Source organism: Phenylobacterium sp. VNQ135, from assembly GCF_049445735.1.
In the GTDB taxonomy this organism is placed as follows: Bacteria; Pseudomonadota; Alphaproteobacteria; order Caulobacterales; family Caulobacteraceae; genus Phenylobacterium.
Map to the genome: position 1 here is coordinate 87,365 of NZ_JBMSDS010000004.1, position 13,109 is coordinate 100,473.

The window sequence follows — 13,109 nt, forward strand, 5'->3', positions numbered from 1 at the left end:
ACCAAAATGTAACACAGCTACCTGTTGTGACGAAAAATCGGCGTTCTACGACCACATGCGACCAAGTGTACCTTGACCGTGACCGAGCTTGGCCACACCCGGATGACAGAGCTCGCCAAAGGGGTTGGCGAGGGGGGCATGGCTGGCGCCGCGGCAGCGCGGGCGCCGCCTTGCGAGCTACGTTTGGAGCATTCCAGAATGATGAGATCGTCCAACCGTGCGCGCCTTATGGCGTCGACGGTCTTCGGCGCTGTGCTGGTCGCCTCGCCGGCGCTGGCCCAGGAAGTCGAAGAGCTGGTCGTCACCGGCTCGCGCATCGCGCGTCAGGACCTGACTTCGGTCAGCCCTGTCGCCACCGTCGGCGAAGCCGAAATGAAGGCGCAGGGCGTCGTCAACACCGAGAACCTGCTGGCCACTCTGCCGCAGGCCGCTCCCGGCGTGACGGGCACCGTCAACAACGGCAACGGCGGCGTCTCGACCGTCAACCTGCGCGGCCTGGGCTCGGTCCGCACCCTGGTGCTGGTCGACGGCAAGCGCCAGATCCCGACCACGTCGACGGGCACCGTCGACATCAACCTGATCCCGCCGGCGATGATCGATCGCATCGAGGTCATGACCGGCGGCGCCTCGGCCGTTTACGGCTCGGACGCCATCTCGGGCGTCGTGAACTTTATCCTGAAGCGTGACTTCGAAGGCTTCGAGTTCCGCGGCGGCTTCTCGTCCACGGACGAAGGCGACGCCAAGATCTACGACGCCTCGGCCACGGCGGGCGTGGGCTTCGATCGCGGCAACGTCATGGTGAGCCTGGGCTACAACAAGCGCGAGCCCTTCTTCCAGGGCGACAGCCCGCAGGACAAGCTGCTGGTCTCGCTGGGCGAGCCCACGGGCGGCGCACAAGCCGGCACCCTCATCTTCTCGGGTTCGGGCTCGGAGCCGAACGGCCGCGTGAACCCGTTCGTCGCCGGCCGCTTCGTCACCCTGCCGGGCGTGGCGAACCTCGCCGCCAACTCCGCGCTGTTCCTGCCGGACGGCAACGTGCGCCTCTACCGCGGCTCGCCGGACACCTACAACTTCGCGCCGGTCAACTACGAGCAGACCCCGCAGGAGCGCTATTCGGTCACCGCCATCGGCCGCTATGAGCTCACGGACTCGATCGAAGCCAACCTGAAGGGCAACTTCGTCAACAGCCGGATCACCACCCAGCTGGCCCCGACGCCGATCGGCAACCGCGTGTTCCGCTTCACGCTCGACAACAATCCGTTCCTCACGCCCGCGGCGAAGCAGGCGCTGAACAGCCTGGGTTCCACCACCGCCTACACGATCCCGTCCTCGTCCTCCTGGACCGCGGGCACGTTCACCGACGTCGACACCGACGGCGACGGCATCTTCGACACCGTCACGGGCTCGTTCAACCGCCGCCTGACGGAGGTTGGTCCGCGGATCTCGACCTTCAACTTCTATGGCTTCCAGATGCAGGGCGGCCTGAACGGCAAGATCCCGGCGATCAACGGCGCCTGGGAACTCGGCCTGCAGTACGGCAACACCCACGGCTCGAACTCGCTGCTCGGCGACACCAGCCTGGCCCGCATCCAGCAGGGCCTGCTGCTCAACGCCGCCGGCACCGGCTGCCTGGATCCGTCCAACGGCTGCGTCCCGCTCAACCTGTTCGGCGAAGGCCGGATCAGCCCCGCGGCGGCCCAGTTCATCTCGACCCGCATCAACTCGACGCAGGACTTCGAGGAGATCATCGCCCAGGCGTTCATCTCGGGTGACACCGAGAACTTCTTCAGCCTGCCGGCGGGCCCGATCGGCTTCGCCATCGGCGCCGAGTACCGCTCGGACGAGTTCGCCTTCCGCCCCAGCCAGGACCTGGCCGTCGGCAACCTGACGGGCTTCAACGCCTCGCCGCCGGTCTCCGGCTACATCGACGTGTACGAGCTCTACGGCGAAACCCGCATCCCGCTGCTGAAGGACCTGCCGTTCGTGCAGGAACTGGCGCTGGAACTGGCTGGCCGTCTGTCCGACTACTCGTCGCAGGACAAGATCACCAAGACCTACAAGGTGGCCGGCGACTGGGCGATCACCGAAGACCTGCGGGCGCGCGCCTCCTACAACCGCGCCGTCCGCGCCCCGTCGGTGGGTGAACTGTTCGGCCCGATCGGCAACGGCTTCCCGACCGCCACGGACCCCTGCTCGCAACAGGGCAATCCGAACGCGGCGGTGCGCCAGGCCTGCATCAACTCGGGCGTCGCCGCCAATCTGGTGGGCGTCATCCAGGCGAACCAGCAGACCCAGACGCTCAGCGGCGGCAACCCGAACCTCGAGCCGGAAGTGGCCGACACCTACACCGCCGGCCTCGTCTGGACTCCGTCCTACGTCCCGGGCCTCTCGGTGACCGTCGACTACTTCAACATCAAGATCGACGATTACATCGCCTCGTTCGGCGGCAGCACGGCCAACGTCCTGAGCGTCTGCTACCGCAACGCCACGGTGAACGGTAACCCCGCCTCGCCGTACTGCTCGGCGATCCGTCGCCTCGCCAACGGCTCGATCGACTACGTGTCCCTGCAGCTGCAGAACGTCGCGAAGCAGACGACCGAAGGCGTTGACGTCCAGGTCTCCTATCAGTTCGATCTGGCCGACATGGGCCTGCCGGACTGGGGTTCGCTGGCGGTTCGCAGCCTCTACACGAACACCTGGGACCTGACCTTCACGCCGGACGAGATCTCGGCGCCGCTGAAGTGCGCCGACAAGTTCGGCCCGAACTGCAACGGCGGCGGCACGGGGATCACGCCGCGCCACAAGGTCAACACCTCGATCGTGTGGAAGTACAAGAACTACGGCGTCAACCTGGTCTGGAACCACCTCGACGACGTGACCGACGACAACCCGGCCACGAACTTCACCGTCGAGAAGATCGGCGCCAAGAACTACATCAACCTGTCCGCGGACTGGGAAGCGACCGAGAACGTGTCGTTCACCGCCGGCGTGCGCAACCTGACCCAGGAGTCCTACCCGATCCTGGGCGGCAACGCCTCGCCGTCGAACAGCGGCTACCCGAACACCTACGACGTTCTGGGTCGCGTGTTCTTCGCGAACTTCACCCTGCGCTACTAGGGCTGGGGAGCCGGCCGGCGGGCCCACAACCGCCGGCCGTCTTTGGGGGGGAAAGGGCGCTGTGTTCCTGGCAGCGCCCTTTTTCTTTGCCTGTCCCCCAGCTTGGCGCCGTCGTCCGGACGGGATCAGCCGCTCAAATGAGCGCTTGCGGAACGCGGGGGCGGGCGAGCCGTTCGGCGCGCATGAGAGGGTGGACCAGCCTTGCCGCTTCGGCCGCGACGTTCGCGGCCTCGCCGGCGTACGCCTGCACGCTCTGCCATTCGCCGACGGCGCTCGGCGTGCGGCATCTGTTGCTGGAGCATGACTTCTGGCGGAACGCCGCCGCACTCGGCGCCCCGATCCCGATCCTGGCGGCCGCGATCCTATTCGCCGCCCGCGGGCCGGGCGCCACGCAATGAGCGCGGCCGCACGCACAGCGAGACCGGCCATCGCGGCGGCGCTCGCCCTGGGCATAGGGCTCGGCGGCTTCTTCGACGGGATCGTGTTCCACCAGATCCTTCAGGTCCACAATATGATGTCCGGCTGGCTGCCGGTCACCGACCTCGTCAGCGCCAAGGCCAACATGGTGTGGGACGGCCTCTTCCACGCCGCGGTGTGGCTGATCACCCTCGCGGGGGTCGCCCTGCTATGGCGTGCAGCGCGCCGCGGCGACGTCGTCTTCGACGGCCGCTACCTCGTCGGCGGCTTCCTGCTCGGATGGGGCCTGTTCAACGTGGTCGAGGGCCTGATCGACCACCACCTGCTGGGCGTCCACCACGTGATGGAGCGTCTCGGCCCGTCGGTCTGGGATGCGGCCTTCCTGGCGTGGGGCGCGGCGATGATACTCGCCGGCTGGGCGCTGGTGCGCCGGGGCCCCAGCTGAACCGGGAACGGCCGCGGCCTGGTCGCCGCGGCCTGCTCTCCCGCTAGTGGCGGCCGTCCCGCTGTTGCGAGTTCTGGCCGTTCTGAGTCTTGCCGGACTGGCCGCCTTGGCCCTGGCCCTTCTGACCCTTGTTCATGGCGTCATCGCTGCGGCCGCCAGCCTGCTGCTGACGGTTGTTGCTGTTCTGGTTCATGCCCTGGTTCGCCATGGATTGCTCCTTGTGCGGCGACGTCGTGAAGGACGCCGGTTTGCGCCGGACCAACCGTTCGCCGCCGCCGGATGTTCCTAAGGTCCAGGCCCCCTATCGCGCTGTCGTCAGAGTCCCGCTATTAGGCGCCCCATGAGCGCGACCCCTGCGAAGACCATGGCCGAGAAGGCCGCGGAATACGGCCTCAAGCCCGAGGAATACGACCTCATCGTCAAGCGGCTGAACCGGGAACCGAACGACGTCGAGCTGGGCGTCTTCTCGGTGATGTGGTCCGAGCACTGTTCGTATAAGAGCTCGCGCAAGCACCTGGTGAAGTTTCCCACCAAGGGCCCGAAGGTCATCCAGGGTCCGGGCGAGAACGCCGGCGTCATCGATATCGGCGACGGCCAGGCCTGCGTCTTCAAGATGGAGAGCCACAACCACCCGTCCTACATCGAGCCCTACCAGGGCGCGGCGACCGGCGTGGGCGGCATCATGCGCGACGTCTTCACGATGGGCGCCCGGCCGGTGGCTCTGCTGAACGCCCTGCGCTTCGGCGATCCCAGCCACCCGAAGACCAAGCGCCTGCTCTCCGGCGTCGTCGCCGGCATCGGCGGCTACGGCAACTGCGTGGGCGTGCCCACCGTCGGCGGCGAAACCAACTTCCACCGCGGCTACGACGGCAACATCCTGGTCAACGCGATGTGCGTGGGCCTGGCCGACGCCGACAAGATCTTCTACTCGGCCGCCCCCGCCGCCGACCTCCCCGTGGTCTACTTCGGCTCCAAGACCGGCCGCGACGGCATCCACGGCGCGACAATGGCCTCGGCGGAGTTCGACGACGCCTCCGAGGAGAAGCGTCCGACCGTCCAGGTCGGCGACCCGTTCGCGGAGAAGCTGCTGATCGAGGCGACGCTGGAGCTGATGGCCACCGGCGCGGTGGCCGCCATCCAGGACATGGGCGCGGCCGGCCTCACCTCCTCGTCGGTCGAGATGGCCGGCAAGGGCGGCGTCGGCATCGAGCTCGACCTCGACATGGTGCCCCAGCGCGAGGAGGGCATGACGGCCTACGAGATGATGCTCTCGGAAAGCCAGGAGCGGATGCTGGCCATCCTGAAGCCCGGCCGCGAGCGCGACGGCCACGCCATCTTCGAGAAGTGGGGCCTCGACGCCGCCGTCATCGGCCGCACCACCGACACCGGGCGCATCGTGCTGAAGCACAAGGGCGAGGTGGTCTGCGACGTGCCGCTCGCGCCCCTCTCCGACGACGCGCCGCTGTACGACCGGCCCCACGTCGCGCCCGCGCCGCAGCCGCGGCTCGATCCCGCCGACGTGCCCGCGCCCACCGACTGGACGGCCGCGGTCCTCAAGCTGCTGAGCGCGCCGGACATGGCCTCCAAGCGCTGGATCTGGGAGCAGTACGACCGCCACGTTATGGCCGACACCCTGGAGGACAGCGCCACCGGCGCCGACGCCGGCATCGTCCGCGTGCACGGGACGAAGAAGGCGCTGGCCGTCACCTCCGACGTCACCCCGCGCTACGTGCAGAACGATCCCTACGAGGGCGGCAAGCAGGCCGTCGCCGAGGCCTGGCGCAACCTGACCGCGGTTGGCGCCGAGCCCATCGCCATCACCGACAACCTGAACTTCGGCAATCCCGAGCGCCCCGAGATCATGGGCCAGATCGTGGGCGCGATCGACGGCATGGCCGAGGCCTGCCGGGTCCTCGACTTCCCCGTCGTGAGCGGCAACGTCAGCCTCTACAACGAGACCAACGGCCAGGCCATTCCGCCCACGCCGACCGTCGGCGGCGTCGGCCTGATCGCCGACTACGCCCATCGCGCCGACTTCGCGAACCTCAAGCCGGGCGAGAGCCTGATCCTGCTGGGCGTCACGCTCGGCGAGCTCGGCGCCTCGATGTACCTGCGCGAGTGCGTGGGCCGCGAGGACGGCGCGCCGCCGCCGGTCGACCTGGCCGCCGAGAAGCGGATTGGCGACCTGGTCCGCGGCCTGATCCAGTCCGGCGTGGTGACCACTGTCCACGACCTTTCGGATGGCGGGCTCGTCGCTGCGGCGGCCGAGATCGCGCTGGCGTCCAACGTCGGCGTCCGCCTGAACATCGATCCCGGCCCGCGCGCCCACGCCCTGCTGTTCGGCGAGGATCAGGCCCGGTACTTGGTCGCCATCGAGGATCCGGACGACGTCATGGCCGCGGCCCGCAAGGCCGGCGTCCTGGCCGACATCGTCGCCGTGACCGGCGGCGACGCCTTCACGTGCCCGGGCCTGTTCGACATCCCCCTCAGTGAGCTGCGCAAGGCCAACGAAGGTTGGCTGCCGGCGTACATGGGCGAGACGGCCTAGACCGCGCGATGGAGAACCGCCCGCACCTCATACAGGCGCTTGCGGTTCTGGGCCGGCCCGGCTCGCGCGACGCCATCGCCACGCCGGCCGCGGTGCTGGACCTCGACGCCTTCGAGGCGAACGTCGCCCTGATGGCAGAGCGCGCGCGGACCGCGGGGCTGGCCCTGCGGCCGCACGCCAAGTCCCACAAGTGCGCGTGGGTGGCCCAGCGCCAGATTGCGGCCGGGGCGGTGGGCGTCTGCTGCGCCAAGTTGGCCGAAGCCGAGGCCCTGGCCGCGGCCGGCGTGGGATCGATCCTTGTCACCTCGCCGATCGCAGGCGCCGGGCCCGCCGCCCGCGCCGCGACGCTGGCCGCCCGCCTGACCGACTTCCGGATCGTGCTGGACCATCCCGACGCGGCGGCCGAACTGGGCGCGGCGGCTCAGACTCCCATCCCCGTGCTGATCGACGTGGACGTGGGGCTCGGCCGCACCGGCGTCCGCGACGTCGCCCAGGGCCGGGTAGTGGCCCAGGCGATCGCCGCCCAGCCGAATCTGCGGCTGATCGGCCTTCAGGGCTATGGCGGCCACTGGCAGCACATGAAGGGGGCTGGGGCTCGCGCCGCAGCCGTCGCCGAGGGCATGGAGCGCCTGCGTGCCGTCCATGCCGCCCTGCGCGAGAGCGGCTTCGACATCGAGGTCGTCACCGGCGGCGGCACCGGCACCTTCTGGAGCGATGCGGCCTTGGGCGTCCTCACCGAAGTGCAGCCCGGCTCCTACGCCTTCATGGATCGCGAATACCGAGAGGCGCTCGAGGGCGACCCCGAGGGCGCGTTCGCCCAGAGCCTGACCGTCGCCGCCACGGTGATCAGCGCCAACCATCCCGACTGGGTGACCGTCGACGCCGGCCTCAAGGCGTTCTCGACCGACGGCCCGCTGCCGCAGCCGCTGACCCCCGGCTTCGAGGGCTGCGGCTACCGGTTCTTCGGCGACGAGCATGGCCGCCTGAGCCGCCCGGCTCGCAACGTGAGACGCGGCGATCGTGTGGATTTCGCTCCCGGCCACATAGATCCCACCCTGGACCGCTACAACGTCTTGCACCTGGTCCGGGGCGACGTGCTGGAAGCCATCGTTCCTATCGAAGCTCGCGGCGCCTCGCAGTAGGCTGAGCGGCGATGAACCGCTTCTGGACCCTCGCCGACCGCCCCGTGCCCGCCTGGCCGCAGCCCGACACCTTCGAGCTGCGCGAGGAACCGACGCCGACGCCGGGGCCCGGCCAAGCGCTGACCCGGACGATCTACGTCTCGCTGGACCCCTACCAGTGGGGATACAAGCGCCGAGGCGTGGAGCCCAAGGGCTCGCCCTGCCATGCACGGACAATCTCCCAGGTGGTGGAGAGCCGGATCGACGGCCTCGCCCCTGGCGACTTCGTCTTCAACACCAACGGCTGGGCCGAGTACGGCCTGATGGGCGAGGGCGTGCCTCGGCCCGGCTACATGGTCCCCCGCAGGCTGGACCCCTCGCAGGGCCGCATCTCGCTGGCTGTCGGCGTTCTGGGAATGCTGGGGCTCACCGCCTATGCCGGCATGACCCTGCAGTGTCAGCCGAGGTCCGGGGAGACCGTGGTCGTCTCGGCGGCGTCGGGCGGGGTGGGTCAGATCGCCGGCCAGCTCGCCCGTCAGCGGGGCGCCCGCGTAGTCGGTATCGCCGGCGCCCGCCGCAAGGTCGCCTACGTGCGCGACGAGCTCGGCTTCGACGCGTGCGTCTCGCATCTGTCGCCGACCTTCACCGAGGATCTTGCAGCCGCCTGCCCGGCCGGCGTCGATGTCTATTTCGAGAACGTCGGCGGCCGGGTGTTCGACGCCGTCCTGCCACTCTTCAACCCTGGCGCGCGGATGACGATCTGCGGGTTGATCGCGCACTACGGTGACGCGGGCGGGGACGCCGGGGCCGCGGAGCGCTCCCGAGCCGAGGCCCGCGGCGTCACCGTCCACAACCTGTTCGTCGGCGATTTCGTGGAGAGCCACCACGACGCCTTCCTGGCCGAAGTCGCCCCCCTCGTCGCGACAGGCGAGGTGCGCTACCGCGAGGACATCCGCGAAGGCTTCGAGGCGATCCCGGCCGCCTTCGCGGACATGCTGCGCGGCGAGAACTTCGGCAAGACCCTGGTCCGCGTGTCGGATGACCCGACCCTGGCGGCCGCGGAGTGACGCGCGCCGCCTGGGGCGCGCTGGCCCTCTCCTGCGCGGCCACGCCCGCACTGGCCCACAACATCGGCGGCTCCGATGCGGCCTTCGTAGGGGCATCCGCAGGGCCTGACCCATTCCCCTTCGCCTACCTGGGCGCCAAGCATATGGTCACCGGCTACGACCACCTGCTGTTCCTGCTGGGCGTAGTCTTCTTCCTGTTCCGCCTTCGCCAAGTCGCGCTCTACGTGAGCCTCTTCTCGCTGGGCCATTCTCTGACCCTCCTGGCCGGCGTGTTCTGGAACATCCATTTCGATCCGCGGCTGGTGGATGCGGTGATCGGCCTATCCGTCGCCTACAAGGCCTTCGACAACCTTGGCGGCTTCCGGACGGTGTTCGGCGTCCAGCCCGATCCTCGCGCCGCGGTGCTCGGCTTCGGGCTCGTCCACGGCTTCGGGCTCGCCACCAAGCTCCAGGCGCTGGACCTGCAGCCCCGCGGCCTGCTCACCAACCTGGTGGCCTTCAACGTGGGCGTCGAGATCGGCCAGTTGCTGGCGCTGTCGGTGATCCTGGCCGCCATGACGCTGGGGCGGCGCACGCCAGCATTCGTCCCAACCGCTACGGCGGCCAACATCCTGCTGCTGTTCGCGGGCTTCCTGCTGGCCGGCGTGCAGCTTGCAGGCTACGCCTACGGCGGTCCAGTCACATGAACCCGTCCGCCGACCTCCCGCCGCCGCTCTCCCGCCGCCGTCTGCTCGCGGCGAGTGCAGCCGCGCTGGCCCTCGCGGCTCTCGTGGTCGCCGGCTTCGTGCTGCCGGCCGAGTATGGCGTCGATCCTCTGGGCATTGGCCGGCTGAGTGGCGTGGCCCGGCTTTGGGCCCCCGACGACGTCGAGATCGACGCGCGGAGCAGCTCCGGACCGCTGGCGAGGGAATATCCGCACGGCTTCCGCAGCGACGTGGTGGAGATCCCGCTGGGCGGCTTCCTGTCGGGCGCCGCCGCCTCGGAACTCGAGTACAAGGTGCGCATGAAGAAGGGCGCGACGCTCACCTACGCATGGGAGGTGACGGGCGGCGGCGATCCGCGTGACTTCCGCTTCGACCAGCACGGCCACACGACGCCGACGGCCGGCGAGGCGATGCAGGTAGTGACCTTGCGCCAAGGCGCGGGCCACCGGCAACAGGGCGCGCTCACCGCGCCGTTCGACGGCATCCAGGGCTGGCAGTTCTCAAACGCCGGGGACGGTCCCGTCATCGTCCGCCTTCGCCTCGCCGGGTTCTACGAACTCGTGCCCGCCGGCCAGCCCGGCAACGAGGCCGGCGTGGTCGCCAACGTGCCGGCCGCCCAAGCCAGGCCCAACGCGCCCGAGGCGCTTAGGAACGCTCCATGACCGCCGACCCCGACCGCGAGCTGCGCGTCCGGCTCGCCGCCCACGAGATCCTGCTGCGCCGGCTGATCGGCGAGCTGGAGGTCGAGCTACCCGGCACCATCGACCGCCTTGCCGGCCCCTACGAGACGGCCGTCCGGCCCGACGAAGCCTTCCAGGCCTTTGTCGCCGAGGTGGACGACCACGTCAGCCTGATCCTGTCGAAGATCCGCGCCGACCTGCGGGACGGTTAGGCGCCATCGGCTAGCGGGTCACGAAGCCTTGCCATAACCATCAAGCGGTCGTCACAGGGCCCGCTTAACCGCGCCTCCAACCGCCGGACCGAAGGGGATTCACGGCGGGCTGGAGAGCTGACAGCATGCATCATCATCGGAAGGCGCTACTCGCGAGCGTCGCCGCCGCCGTTCTCGCCACCACCGTCACGGCTGGCGCTGCCCAGGCGCAGACCCAGGAGCCGGCCGCCGTGGACGAGCTGGTCGTCACCGGCTTCCGCGGTTCGCTGGTCGCAGCCCGGGAGGCTAAGCGCGAGGCCGAGATCGCATCAGACGTGATCGTCGCCGAGGACATGGCGAAGTTCCCCGACCTGAACCTCGCCGAGTCACTGCAGCGCCTGCCGGGCGTGGCCATCAACCGCGAGGGCGGCGAAGGCCGGCGCGTCAGCCTGCGGGGCCTCGGTCCCGACTTCACCCGCGTGCAGCTCAACGGCATGGAAGTGCTGGGCAACGTCGACAGCCCCATGGATAGCCGCGGCCAGACCTCGCGCGACCGCGCGTTCGACTTCAACGTCTTCGCCTCTGAGCTCTTCACCAAGGTGGAGGTGCGCAAGTCGTTCTCCGCCGAGCAGGACGAAGGCGGCATGGCCGGCACGGTCGGCCTCTTCACCGCCAAGCCGTTCAACTACGACGGCACGCGCGCGGCGCTGTCGATCCAGGGTGGCACCAACTCCGCCACCGAGGATTTCCAGCCGCGCTTGGCCGGCATGCTAAGCCACAACTGGGATGACCGGTTCGGCATTTTGGTGTCGGCGGCGTGGTCGAAGCGGGAGACGGAGGAGCAGGGCTATAACACCTATGCGGCCAGCCCCGTCGGACCGGGCGCCACGGACCTGTCGCCGTTGCCGGCCGCCGAGCGGGCCAAGGTGCAGTCCGGCACCCTGGTGTTCCAGCGCGGCAACCGCCTGTCGGTGTGGGGCTCGGACCAGGAGCGTCTGGGCCTGACAGCGGCGGTCCAGTGGCGGCCGATCGACACCCTGACCTTCACCTTCGACGCTCTCTATGGCGAGTTCACCAACGATCGAGACGAGCGGCATTTGGCGACGCGCGCCTCGCAGAATTCGACGGTGCTGGGCGGCGCCGTGCGGCACTCCGGGATCACCACACCGCCGCCGCGTCTCAACGCCGTGCGTTGGGATGAATTCAATTCGGTGCTCTACGCCGACGTCGACAATACGGTGTTCGCCACCGAGACCCGGCGCCAGCAGACCGAGAACAAATTCCAGCAGGTGGTGCTGACCGGCGACTGGACGCTCGATCGCCTGCAGATCGACGGCCACCTGGGTCATGAGCAGTCCGACTACGACATCCCGGTCTCGGACAAGTTCTACACCGAGGCCTTCGGCGGCCTCGTCACCGACTACAGCGCCGACGGCCGCGACGCACGCAACACCTACAAGTGGGACACCACCGACCCGAACAATTTCCGCGCCCACGAGATCGACTTCTCGGCCACCTATCAGAAGACCCGCCTGGACAACGCCGAGCTGAACCTGGCTTACGAGTTCAGCGACGCGCTGACGCTGAAGGCCGGCGGCTCCTTCCGCGGCTTCCGTAACTCAGGCTATTCGCAGGCGACTGACGACCTGCTGCGGACACCCTGGGAGACCGGCGCCCTCGATGACCGGGTGAACGGCTACTACACGGTCTTCGACAAGCACGACGACCAGTCCTGGGTCACGGTCGACTGGGACAAGGCGCTCGCCAAGTACGGCGTCACCCGCACGCTGGGCGCGCCGCGCTCCATCTACTCCGTCGAGGAGGACACCACCGCGGGCTACGCGCAGCTCGACTGGAGAACCGAGGTGGGCGGGATGACGCTGCGCGGCAACCTCGGCGCCCGGGCCTATGAGACGGAGCTCACCTCCTCAGGTGTGGTGAGCGCCGGCCCGGTGACGGTCAGCAACACCTATTCAGGCGTCCTGCCGGCCTTCAACGCCGTCTTGGAGGTGACGCCGAGCGTCCAGGTGCGCGTCTCGGCGGCGCAGAACATCAACCGGCCATCGCTGACCTCGTACGCCATGAATGGGACGGTGAGCCGCGACTCCAACTCGGGCTTCGTCACCGTCAACGTCGGCAATCCCGAGCTCGACCCCTACACCTCGGACGAGTTCGACGCGGCGGCCGAGTGGTACTTCGGCGGCGTCGGCATGCTGGCCGCCGGCGTCTTCCACAAGAAGATCGACGGTTTCGTGGTGAGCGAGCGGGTGACCAACGTTCCCTACTCGTCGACCGGGCTGCCCGACAACCTGATCGCCGGCGTTGTGGGCTCGACCAATGTCAACGAGTTCACCCGGCCGGTGAACCTGAACGACGCCGAGCTGACCGGCGTCGAGCTCAGCCTGCAGACAGACTTTTTCTTCCTGCCGAGCTTCCTTGCCGACATGGGCGTGGTGGCCAATGTCACGTTCATCGACAGCAAGACCACCTACCCCAACGGCCAGACGGGCCCGATCTGGGGCATGAGCGATCTAACTCACAACGTAACGCTGTACTACGAGACGTCGAAATGGGGCGTGCGGGCGTCTTCGAACTACCGCTCGGACTATCCGATCGACCAAGGCGGCTTCCGGTCCACCACCTATGTGGACGCCGCGGCCTTCTACCAGCTGACGGACAAGATCCGCCTGACGGTGGACGGCGTGAACCTGACCGACGAGCGCGAGATCCAGTACAACGGCGCCCAGGCCAAGCGCCTGTGGAACGAGACGTCCAGCGGGCGGACTGTGTTCGTCGGCGCGAACGTGCAGTTCTAAGCC

11 protein-coding genes are annotated in these 13,109 nt (G+C 68.7%); 10 read left to right on the plus strand and 1 reads right to left on the minus strand.

Going from position 1 to position 13,109, the window contains the following annotated elements:
* Positions 1 to 201 precede the first annotated feature (201 nt).
* The 3 genes from ACO2Q0_RS15165 (at position 202) to ACO2Q0_RS15175 (ending at position 3,979) form a co-directional block, all read left to right on the plus strand.
* Complete coding sequence (locus ACO2Q0_RS15165) at positions 202 to 3,117, plus strand: TonB-dependent receptor plug domain-containing protein (RefSeq protein ID WP_423352356.1); 2,916 nt, start codon at positions 202 to 204, stop codon at positions 3,115 to 3,117.
* Between the two features lie 182 nt (positions 3,118 to 3,299).
* Positions 3,300 to 3,515: a hypothetical protein gene (locus tag ACO2Q0_RS15170; RefSeq protein ID WP_423352357.1), complete on the plus strand. Its 216-nt coding sequence runs from the start codon at positions 3,300 to 3,302 to the stop codon at positions 3,513 to 3,515.
* Complete coding sequence (locus ACO2Q0_RS15175) at positions 3,512 to 3,979, plus strand: DUF2243 domain-containing protein (protein WP_423352358.1); 468 nt, start codon at positions 3,512 to 3,514, stop codon at positions 3,977 to 3,979. Before ACO2Q0_RS15170 ends, ACO2Q0_RS15175 begins: the two co-directional genes overlap by 4 nt.
* Before the next feature lie 43 nt (positions 3,980 to 4,022).
* On the opposite strand, the gene ACO2Q0_RS15180 is transcribed toward ACO2Q0_RS15175, so the two are convergent.
* The gene (locus ACO2Q0_RS15180) at positions 4,023 to 4,187 is read right to left on the minus strand and encodes a hypothetical protein (RefSeq protein ID WP_423352359.1); all 165 of its coding nucleotides are present in this window, start codon (positions 4,185 to 4,187) and stop codon (positions 4,023 to 4,025) included.
* 132 nt (positions 4,188 to 4,319) lie between these two features.
* Here ACO2Q0_RS15180 and purL point away from each other — a divergent pair, with 132 nt between their 5' ends.
* The 7 genes from purL (at position 4,320) to ACO2Q0_RS15215 (ending at position 13,106) form a co-directional block, all read left to right on the plus strand.
* Positions 4,320 to 6,527: a phosphoribosylformylglycinamidine synthase subunit PurL gene (gene purL / locus ACO2Q0_RS15185; RefSeq protein WP_423352360.1), complete on the plus strand. Its 2,208-nt coding sequence runs from the start codon at positions 4,320 to 4,322 to the stop codon at positions 6,525 to 6,527.
* Positions 6,528 to 6,535: 8 nt separating this feature from the next.
* Positions 6,536 to 7,669, plus strand: a complete 1,134-nt coding sequence (locus tag ACO2Q0_RS15190; protein ID WP_423352361.1) for a DSD1 family PLP-dependent enzyme — start codon at positions 6,536 to 6,538, stop codon at positions 7,667 to 7,669.
* Positions 7,670 to 7,680: 11 nt separating this feature from the next.
* Positions 7,681 to 8,715: an NADP-dependent oxidoreductase gene (locus tag ACO2Q0_RS15195; RefSeq protein ID WP_423352362.1), complete on the plus strand. Its 1,035-nt coding sequence runs from the start codon at positions 7,681 to 7,683 to the stop codon at positions 8,713 to 8,715.
* On the plus strand, positions 8,712 to 9,401 hold the full coding sequence (locus ACO2Q0_RS15200) for a HupE/UreJ family protein (RefSeq protein ID WP_423352363.1): 690 nt from the start codon (positions 8,712 to 8,714) through the stop codon (positions 9,399 to 9,401). The genes ACO2Q0_RS15195 and ACO2Q0_RS15200 overlap by 4 nt, the downstream gene beginning before the upstream one ends.
* Positions 9,398 to 10,081: a hypothetical protein gene (locus tag ACO2Q0_RS15205; RefSeq protein ID WP_423352364.1), complete on the plus strand. Its 684-nt coding sequence runs from the start codon at positions 9,398 to 9,400 to the stop codon at positions 10,079 to 10,081. The genes ACO2Q0_RS15200 and ACO2Q0_RS15205 overlap by 4 nt, the downstream gene beginning before the upstream one ends.
* Entirely contained in the window at positions 10,078 to 10,311 is a 234-nt protein-coding gene (locus tag ACO2Q0_RS15210) for a hypothetical protein (RefSeq protein WP_423352365.1), read from the plus strand. The genes ACO2Q0_RS15205 and ACO2Q0_RS15210 overlap by 4 nt, the downstream gene beginning before the upstream one ends.
* Positions 10,312 to 10,436: 125 nt before the next feature.
* Positions 10,437 to 13,106, plus strand: coding sequence for a TonB-dependent receptor (locus ACO2Q0_RS15215; RefSeq protein WP_423352366.1), 2,670 nt, complete (start codon positions 10,437 to 10,439; stop codon positions 13,104 to 13,106).
* Positions 13,107 to 13,109: the final 3 nt, after the last annotated feature.

Coding starts and splice junctions, on each gene's coding strand:
- ACO2Q0_RS15175 (WP_423352358.1), top strand. CDS start 3,512: ATGAGCGCGGCCGCACGCACAGCGAGACCGGCCATCGCGGCGGCGCTC.
- ACO2Q0_RS15205 (WP_423352364.1), top strand. CDS start 9,398: ATGAACCCGTCCGCCGACCTCCCGCCGCCGCTCTCCCGCCGCCGTCTG.
- ACO2Q0_RS15215 (WP_423352366.1), top strand. CDS start 10,437: ATGCATCATCATCGGAAGGCGCTACTCGCGAGCGTCGCCGCCGCCGTT.
- purL (WP_423352360.1), top strand. CDS start 4,320: ATGAGCGCGACCCCTGCGAAGACCATGGCCGAGAAGGCCGCGGAATAC.
- ACO2Q0_RS15180 (WP_423352359.1), bottom strand. CDS start 4,187: ATGGCGAACCAGGGCATGAACCAGAACAGCAACAACCGTCAGCAGCAG.
- ACO2Q0_RS15195 (WP_423352362.1), top strand. CDS start 7,681: ATGAACCGCTTCTGGACCCTCGCCGACCGCCCCGTGCCCGCCTGGCCG.
- ACO2Q0_RS15210 (WP_423352365.1), top strand. CDS start 10,078: ATGACCGCCGACCCCGACCGCGAGCTGCGCGTCCGGCTCGCCGCCCAC.
- ACO2Q0_RS15190 (WP_423352361.1), top strand. CDS start 6,536: ATGGAGAACCGCCCGCACCTCATACAGGCGCTTGCGGTTCTGGGCCGG.
- ACO2Q0_RS15170 (WP_423352357.1), top strand. CDS start 3,300: ATGAGAGGGTGGACCAGCCTTGCCGCTTCGGCCGCGACGTTCGCGGCC.
- ACO2Q0_RS15165 (WP_423352356.1), top strand. CDS start 202: ATGAGATCGTCCAACCGTGCGCGCCTTATGGCGTCGACGGTCTTCGGC.